The 8,658-nt window shown below is 42.5% G+C and carries 7 protein-coding genes; all 7 read left to right on the forward strand.

Translation table 11 applies throughout. From position 1 onward, the window contains the following. Positions 1-64: 64 nt before the first annotated feature. The 7 genes from hutC (at position 65) to hutG (ending at position 8,608) form a co-directional block, all read left to right on the forward strand. Positions 65-817, forward strand: coding sequence for a histidine utilization repressor (gene hutC, locus HUN22_RS13400; protein WP_068929678.1), 753 nt, complete (start codon positions 65-67; stop codon positions 815-817). After that, positions 814-1,389, forward strand: coding sequence for a HutD/Ves family protein (locus tag HUN22_RS13405; protein WP_174730283.1), 576 nt, complete (start codon positions 814-816; stop codon positions 1,387-1,389). Before hutC ends, HUN22_RS13405 begins: the two co-directional genes overlap by 4 nt. A 260-nt stretch (positions 1,390-1,649) precedes the next feature. After that, entirely contained in the window at positions 1,650-3,317 is a 1,668-nt protein-coding gene (hutU, locus tag HUN22_RS13410) for a urocanate hydratase (RefSeq protein ID WP_080648612.1), read from the forward strand. An 87-nt stretch (positions 3,318-3,404) separates the two neighbouring features. After that, entirely contained in the window at positions 3,405-4,943 is a 1,539-nt protein-coding gene (gene hutH / locus HUN22_RS13415; protein WP_174730285.1) for a histidine ammonia-lyase, read from the forward strand. Positions 4,944-5,007: 64 nt separating this feature from the next. Further along, positions 5,008-6,420 (forward strand): amino acid permease, encoded by a 1,413-nt coding sequence (locus HUN22_RS13420; RefSeq protein ID WP_174730288.1) that lies wholly within the window; start codon positions 5,008-5,010, stop codon positions 6,418-6,420. 51 nt (positions 6,421-6,471) lie between these two features. Then, positions 6,472-7,677 carry an imidazolonepropionase gene (gene hutI / locus HUN22_RS13425; RefSeq protein ID WP_174730291.1) on the forward strand — a complete coding sequence of 402 codons (1,206 nt, stop codon included), beginning with the start codon at positions 6,472-6,474 and terminating at the stop codon, positions 7,675-7,677. A gap of 10 nt (positions 7,678-7,687) precedes the next feature. After that, on the forward strand, positions 7,688-8,608 hold the full coding sequence (gene hutG, locus HUN22_RS13430) for a formimidoylglutamase (protein WP_174730294.1): 921 nt from the start codon (positions 7,688-7,690) through the stop codon (positions 8,606-8,608). The last annotated feature ends 50 nt before the right edge of the window (positions 8,609-8,658 follow it).

Genomic DNA, 8,658 nt, shown 5'->3' on the forward strand with positions numbered 1-8,658 from the left:
GTTGTATATACATAGCATGTCAACTAAAATACCTTTTTGCCTGCCGCCTTTTTGAGTATTTGTTATGCCCAGAACATCAAAACAAGAACATGCTGAGCTTTCGATTGAAGCTGATAGTCCAGTTCCTCTATATCAACGCGTCAAACAGCTAATTTCACAAAAAATTTATGAAGGCTCGTGGGCTGTAAATAAAAAAATTCCTTCGGAAAGTGAACTGGTTAATCAACTCGGCTGTAGCCGTATGACGGTAAACCGTGCGCTACGTGAGTTAACAACAGAAGGCTTACTCGTTCGAATTCAGGGCGTTGGTTCTTTCGTAGCTGAAGGGCAAGGCCGAACTGCACTTTTTCAAATTAATAATATTGCCGATGAGATTATTGCACGAAACCATAAGCACCACGCTGAAGTTTTGGTCTTAGAACAAATTTATGCAAATGCAGAGCAAAGCGTGTTAATGCAGACTCGCGAAGGGCAAAGATTATTTCATTCGATTATTGTGCATTATGAAAATGATGTACCTGTTCAGGTCGAAGATCGTTTGGTTGATGCAGCACTGATTCCAGATTATTTAGAACAAGATTTTAAAACCATTACCCCAAATGCTTACCTCATGGCAAAAGCACCTGTGTCAGAAGGCGAGCATATTGTCGAGGCCGTTTTAGCATCTCCTCAAGAGTGTAAGTGGTTAAAGATTACCAAAGCTGAACCGTGTTTACTGATCCGTCGCCGCACATGGTCAAATAAACAACTCATTTCAAGTGCGCGTTTAATCTATCCGGGTAGCCGCTATTATCTCGAAGGGAAATTTAACCCATGATTGAATTGATCAGGGCCGATCAATATACAAAAATGCTTTGGAAAAACGGTGCAGGCTTTACTTTAGAAATTGCCAGAAGCCAAGGTGAGGCTGACTTCGATTGGCGCATTTCGATGGCAGATGTGACAACTTCCGGACCATTTTCCTTATTTCCCCATAAGCAGCGCATTATTAGTGTACTCGATGGACAGGGCATGGTATTGCATGTCGATGATCTTCCTGCCAAAACGCTGAACCAAGGTGATATTTTTGCTTTTCATGGTGAAAGTCAGGTTCAAAGTGAACTGGTCAATGGGGCAATTCGAGATTTAAATTTAATTTATGATCCTGCAAAATTTCATGCTCGCTTTCAGAGAGTAGATGGTACAGAAGCACAGACTTTTTTAAGCTCGGCAGACCTGATTTTTATTTTTAATAGTGGTTCTGCCGCTGAAGTAGAGATTGAAGAAAAAGCCTTTTTACTTGCTGCCCATGAGACTTTAAAAATTGAAAAAAATACTGATGTAACATCGGTTCATTTTACTCAAACTCAGGCAAAAAGTTGTTATGTTATTGAGCTAATTCAGCGTTAAAACTTAAGTAATTTGCTTATTTAAAAGCACATGTCTCGTGAAAAGATATGTGCTTTTTTATGCTTAATGTAAAAATAAATTAATTTAATTCATAAGCTTATTAATTATTTTTAAAAAAATACGAGCAAGCCTCTTCACGCCGAAAAATATTTGTGTAGTATATGGATGTATATACAAGTTAATACATTACTATACAAATGCAGAAACAAGAGATGTTCTGCTGATGTAAGCTCAAAGGAAGGAGTCCGCCTGTGACAACAATGACAACAAAATTTCGTGATGTAGAAATTCGTGCGCCACGCGGCACTGAATTGACGGCTAAAAGTTGGTTAACTGAAGCTCCATTGCGTATGTTGATGAATAACCTTGATCCGGACGTTGCAGAAAACCCGAAAGAGTTGGTTGTATACGGTGGTATTGGCCGTGCAGCACGAAACTGGGAATGTTTCGACAAAATTGTAGATACTTTAAAAAATCTTGAAACTGATGAAACTTTATTAGTTCAATCAGGCAAACCAGTAGGTGTATTTAAAACTCATAAAGATGCACCACGCGTTTTAATTGCAAACTCAAACCTTGTACCGCACTGGGCAAACTGGGAACACTTCAACGAGTTAGACGCAAAAGCACTTGCAATGTACGGTCAAATGACAGCAGGTTCATGGATCTACATCGGTAGCCAAGGCATTGTACAAGGTACTTATGAAACTTTCGTTGAAGCAGGCCGCCAACACTACAATGGTGACTTAAAAGGCCGTTGGGTGCTTACTGCTGGTTTAGGTGGTATGGGCGGTGCTCAGCCTTTAGCAGCAACACTTGCAGGTGCGTGTTCTTTAAACATTGAATGCCAACAAGCAAGTATCGATTTCCGTTTACGTACCCGTTATGTAGACGAACAGGCAACTGATTTAGATGACGCTTTAGCGCGTATTGATCGTTATACAAAAGAAGGCAAAGCAATTTCAATTGCGCTTCATGGTAACGCTGCTGAAATTTTACCTGAGCTTGTACGCCGTGGTGTACGCCCAGACATGGTAACTGACCAAACAAGTGCACACGATCCACTTAATGGCTACTTACCAGTAGGTTGGACTTGGGATGAATACCGTGAACGTGCCAAAACTGAACCAGAAGCTGTTGTAAAAGCTGCAAAACAGTCGATGGCGAAGCACGTACAAGCGATGCTCGATTTCCAAAAAATGGGTGTTCCAACATTTGACTACGGCAACAACATTCGTCAAATGGCGAAGGATGAAGGCGTAGCAAACGCTTTTGATTTCCCTGGTTTCGTACCTGCATACATCCGTCCATTGTTCTGTCGCGGTATTGGTCCATTCCGTTGGGCTGCGCTGTCTGGTGACCCAGAAGATATTTATAAAACAGATGCCAAAGTTAAAGAATTAATTCCTGATGATGAGCATTTACATCACTGGTTAGACATGGCTCGTGAACGCATTAGCTTCCAAGGTTTACCAGCGCGTATTTGCTGGGTAGGTTTAGGCCTACGTGCAAAACTTGGTTTGGCATTTAACGAGATGGTTCGTAGCGGTGAATTATCAGCGCCAGTTGTGATTGGTCGTGACCATTTAGACTCAGGTTCAGTTGCAAGTCCAAACCGTGAAACTGAAGCGATGCAAGACGGATCAGATGCAGTATCAGATTGGCCTTTATTAAACGCATTGTTAAATACAGCGGGCGGCGCAACTTGGGTGTCTTTACATCACGGTGGTGGTGTAGGTATGGGCTTCTCTCAACACTCAGGCGTTGTGATTGTGTGTGATGGTACAGATGAAGCTGCCGCACGTATTGCTCGCGTACTGACCAATGACCCTGCAACAGGTGTTATGCGTCATGCCGATGCAGGTTATGAAATTGCGATTAATTGTGCGAAAGAGCAAGGCTTGCACTTGCCAATGATCACGCAATAAAAATACACGGAAGAACTAGCGGTGCTTTTTGCAATTGTGAAAAGCACCGTCTCAGCAGAATATAGTGCAAAAAATTAGGAAGCCAACATGGAATTACTGATCCAACCGGGAAAACTAACCTTAGCTGATTTACGTCAAGCTTACCTCAACCCAATTAAAGTTAAATTAGATGAAAGTGCTTCATCTGCAATTAATGCAAGCGTGGCTTGTGTAGAACAGATTGTAAATGAAGGGCGTACAGCTTACGGCATTAATACTGGTTTTGGTTTACTTGCTTCGACCAAGATTGCTCCTGAAGATTTAGAAAAATTACAGCGTTCATTAGTTCTTTCGCATGCGGCAGGTGTAGGTGAAGCACTTGATGATGCAATGGTTCGTTTAATTATTCTATTGAAAGCAAACAGCTTGGCACGTGGTTTCTCTGGTATTCGTCGTAAAGTCATTGATGCTTTGTTGGCTTTAATCAATGCTGAGGTTTATCCGCATATTCCTCTTAAAGGTTCAGTAGGCGCATCGGGTGACTTGGCACCACTTGCTCACATGTCTTTAGTGTTACTTGGTGAAGGCAAAGCACGCTATAAGGGTGAATGGTTACCAGCAGTTGAAGCTTTAAAAGTTGCAGGTTTAGAACCGATTTCTTTAGCAGCTAAAGAAGGTTTGGCTCTTCTAAACGGTACTCAGGTTTCGACCGCTTATGCTTTGCGCGGCTTATTTGAAGCTGAAGATTTATTTGCTGCTGCAACCGTTTGTGGTGGTTTAAGTGTTGAAGCAATGCTGGGTTCACGTGCACCATTCGATGCTCGTATTCATGAAGTACGTGGTCAGCGTGGTCAAATTGATGTTGCTGCTGCTTATCGTGACCTCTTAACAGACTCAAGTGAAATTGCCCATTCACATGAAGACTGTAGCAAAGTTCAAGACCCATATTCATTACGTTGCCAACCACAGGTAATGGGTGCTTGTTTAACCCAAATCCGTCAGGCGGCTGAAGTACTAGAAATTGAAGCGAATGCCGTATCTGATAACCCACTTGTTTTTGCTGAACAAGGTGATGTGATTTCTGGTGGTAACTTCCATGCAGAGCCTGTTGCAATGGCGGCTGATAATTTAGCGCTGGCAATTGCTGAAATTGGTTCACTGTCAGAACGTCGTATTTCAATGATGATGGACCGTCACATGTCACAGCTTCCACCGTTCTTGGTGGCAAATGGTGGTGTTAACTCAGGCTTTATGATTGCTCAAGTTACCGCTGCTGCACTTGCGAGTGACAACAAGGCACTTGCACATCCTGCAAGTGTTGATAGCTTGCCAACTTCAGCCAACCAAGAAGACCATGTATCAATGGCTCCGAATGCGGGTAAACGTCTTTGGTATATGGCTGATAACGTCCGTGGCATTTTAGCTGTTGAATGGTTAGGCGCTTGTCAGGGTCTAGACTTCCGTGAAGGCTTAAAAAGCTCGCCTAAACTTGAACAAGCTCGTAAAATCTTGCGCGCTCAAGTGCCTTACTACAGTGAAGACCGTTTCTTTGCTCCTGATATTGAACAAGCAAGTGAATTACTCTCAAGCGGCTGCTTAAACGAGTTACTTATTCCAAAACTACTCCCTAGTTTGTCTGAAGTGTGATTGATAAAACGGTCACATGGAGTGGCCGAATCTAACTAAATATCCTCAAGGATTGGAGATTATAATGTCACAAAACTCCACATTACAGCGGGGATTGAACACCCGTCACATTCGTTTCTTGGCATTGGGCTCAGCAATTGGAACTGGGCTTTTCTATGGTTCGGCAACTGCGATTAAAATGGCAGGGCCTTCAGTATTACTTGCGTATATCGTTGCAGGGATTGCAATTTATATCGTTATGCGCGCACTAGGTGAAATGGCTGTCCAAAACCCTGTCTCCGGTTCGTTTAGCCACTATGCTTCACAGTACATTGGTCCATTGGCTGGCTTTACGACTGGATGGACGTATGTTTTTGAGATGATCATTGTGGCGTTGGCTGATGTCACTGCGTTTGGTATTTACATGGGGTTTTGGTATCCCGATGTACCACGGTGGATCTGGATTCTATCGCTGATTATGTTCTTGGGCGCAATTAACCTTATTCACGTTAAAGTCTTTGGCGAACTCGAGTTTTGGCTTTCTATTGTCAAAGTGAGCGCCATTGTTGCCATGATTTTAGGTGGAATCGGCTTAATGTTCTACGGCTTCCATGCTGACCATAGCAGTGTGGTACCGGGTATTCAAAACTTATGGATTTATGACGGCTTTATGCCACATGGCATTGCAGGTTTAGTTGCATGTTTATCTGTGGTTGTATTTGCTTTTGGTGGTATCGAAATTATTGGTATCACAGCTGGTGAATCACAAGACCCGAAAACAACTTTACCAAAAGCGATTAATGCTGTTCCGGTTCGTATTTTACTGTTTTACGTACTAACCATTTTTGTACTCATGTCGATTTTCCCATGGAATCAAATTGGTAGCCAAGGTAGTCCATTTGTACAGATTTTTGAGAATTTAGGCATTCAATCAGCAGCTACAATTTTAAATATTGTCGTGATTACTGCTGCTGTTTCAGCAATTAATAGTGATGTATTTGGTGCTGGTCGTATGCTTTATGGCATGGCAAACCGTGGTCAAGCGCCTCGAGTTTTTCAAAAATTATCACGTAATGGTGTGCCATGGATGACTGTAGTGGTTATGGCTGGCGTGCTGTTAATTGGTGTGGTGCTGAATTACCTGATTCCTGAAAATGTATTTATGATCATTGCATCGATTGCAACTTTCGCAACCGTTTGGGTGTGGCTCATGATCTTGCTTTCGCAAGTTGCGATGCGCCGTAAGTTGTCTACTGCTGAAATTAAGGCATTGGATTTCCCCGTTATTGGTTGGCCGTATGCTCCTGCTTTTGCAATCGGTTTTATGGTGTTCATTTTAGTCATGATGGGATATTTCCCAGATTCACGCCCTGCAATTTATGTAGGAATCACATGGCTTGTTCTATTAATGATCGCTTATCGTATTTGGGTGAAACCTCAGCAGAATTTAGGAAAGCAAAATAATTCAATTCCGCAAAATATCGAGATAGAAAGCTAACAAGTCAACTGCCCGATAGTATTACTATTGGGCAGTTTTGAGGAAAAGCGAATGAAAAAACTTTGGCAAAATTGCCACATTGCGACCATGCAAAATGGGCAATACTCCTACATTGAAGATGCTGCAATAGTCACAGAAGGGCATCTGATTCAGTGGATTGGAAAACAACAACAAATTCCTGCCGACACTTATTCCGAAACAGTTGATTTAAATGGCGCTTGGGTGACCCCAGGGTTCATCGACTGCCATACACATAGTGTGTTTGGTGGCAATCGTAGTGTTGAGTTTGAAAAACGCTTGCAAGGTGTGAGCTATGCTGAAATTGCAGCAAGCGGTGGCGGCATTGCCAGTACAGTGCGTGCAACTCGAGAAGCCAGCGAAGAACAATTACTAAGCTCAGCACTTAAGCGTATTCGTTGCATGCAACAAGATGGTGTAACCACCATTGAGATTAAGTCTGGCTACGGACTTGATTACGAAAATGAGCGCAAGATGCTCCGTGTGATCCGTCAAATTGGTGAAAAATTACCGATGACGGTAAAAAGTACCTGTTTAGCAGCACATGCGTTACCATCAGAATACAAAGACCAAAGTGATGCTTATATCGAACATATCTGTACAGAAATGCTGCCTAAACTGCATGCCGAAGGTTTAGTCGATGCAGTGGATGCCTTCTGCGAGCATTTAGCATTTTCACCTGCTCAGGTCGAACGTGTTTTTAAAACAGCACAATCATTAGGTTTACCCGTTAAGCTTCATGCTGAACAGCTTTCATCGCTAGGCGGTTCAAGCTTGGCAGCACGTTATCAAGCTTTATCGGCTGACCATTTAGAGTACATGACTGAAGATGATGTCAAAGCCATGGCAGAGTCGGGTACGGTTGCAGTGTTATTGCCGGGCGCGTTTTATTTATTACGTGAAACACAATATCCACCGATTGAAAGTCTCATTAAACATGGCGTCCGTATTGCGCTGTCGAGTGATTTAAACCCGGGTACATCTCCAGCACTTTCTTTACGTTTAATGCTGAACATGGGCAGCACGCTATTCCGTTTAACGCCTGAGCAAGCATTAGCGGGTGTCACTATTCATGCTGCACAAGCGCTCGGCTTAGAACAAACGCACGGCAGTCTGGAGCAAGGTAAAGTCGCTGACTTTGTGGCTTGGGATATTGAACATCCATCTGAAATTGTTTACTGGCTTGGCGGAGATTTGCCTAAGCGAGTCGTTCAGCATGGACAAGAAGTTACTTTTTAAACGGTGTCATATGAACCACACATTTAAATGGCAAGGCCGCCATGATGGCGAGGGTGAAGCACACCAACGTATTCATCACATCATGAACAAAACCCAACCTGCCGAATTTGCACTGATTGGTTTTAGCTCTGATGAGGGCGTGAAGCGTAACAAAGGCCGAGTCGGTGCTGCCGATGCGCCAGATGCAATTCGCACACAACTTGCTAACTTACCGATTCATCGTCCAGTCAGTATTGTCGATTTAGGTACAGTAACTTGTGAATATGGCAATTTAGAGCAAGCCCAAAACGAATTAGCTGAGCAAGTCGCAAATAGCCTGCAAAATGATTTAAAACCGATTGTATTAGGCGGTGGACATGAGGTTGCATTTGGCAGCTTTAGCGGCCTGTTCCAATATGTACAAGCCCATGCGCCAGATAAAAAAATAGGCATTATTAATTTTGATGCCCATTTTGATTTGCGTGAAGCAGAGCATGCTACCTCTGGAACACCATTTTTACAGGCAGCTCGACTTTCAGAGCAGCATCAAAAACAATTTAATTATTTATGTATTGGGGTGGCTAACCATGCCAATACTAAAGTTTTGTTTGATACAGCCGATGCTCTAAATTGCTCATATTTACGCGATCATGAGGTTAATATTTTTAACCTAAACAACGTGCTTGCTGCGGTTGATGCTTTTATTGAAAAAGTAGACTGTTTGTACGTTACGATTGATTTAGATGTATTTACTGCCGCGGTTGCACCCGGAGTAAGTGCACCTGCTGTAAAAGGAATTGATTTAGCGACTTTTGAAGCAATTTTTAAACATCTTCAAGAGACTGGCAAGATCAAACTTTTAGATATTGCTGAGTGCAATCCAAAATTTGATTTAGACAATAGAACAGCAAAACTGGCTGCATATATTGTTTATCAATATTTGTTTTCTTAAGAAACAATTTTTAATGCAAAATGAAAAAGTGCACTGAGATTGCTCATGTG

This window comes from Acinetobacter lactucae, assembly GCF_013344765.1.
GTDB classification, from domain to species: Bacteria; Pseudomonadota; Gammaproteobacteria; order Pseudomonadales; family Moraxellaceae; genus Acinetobacter; species Acinetobacter lactucae_A.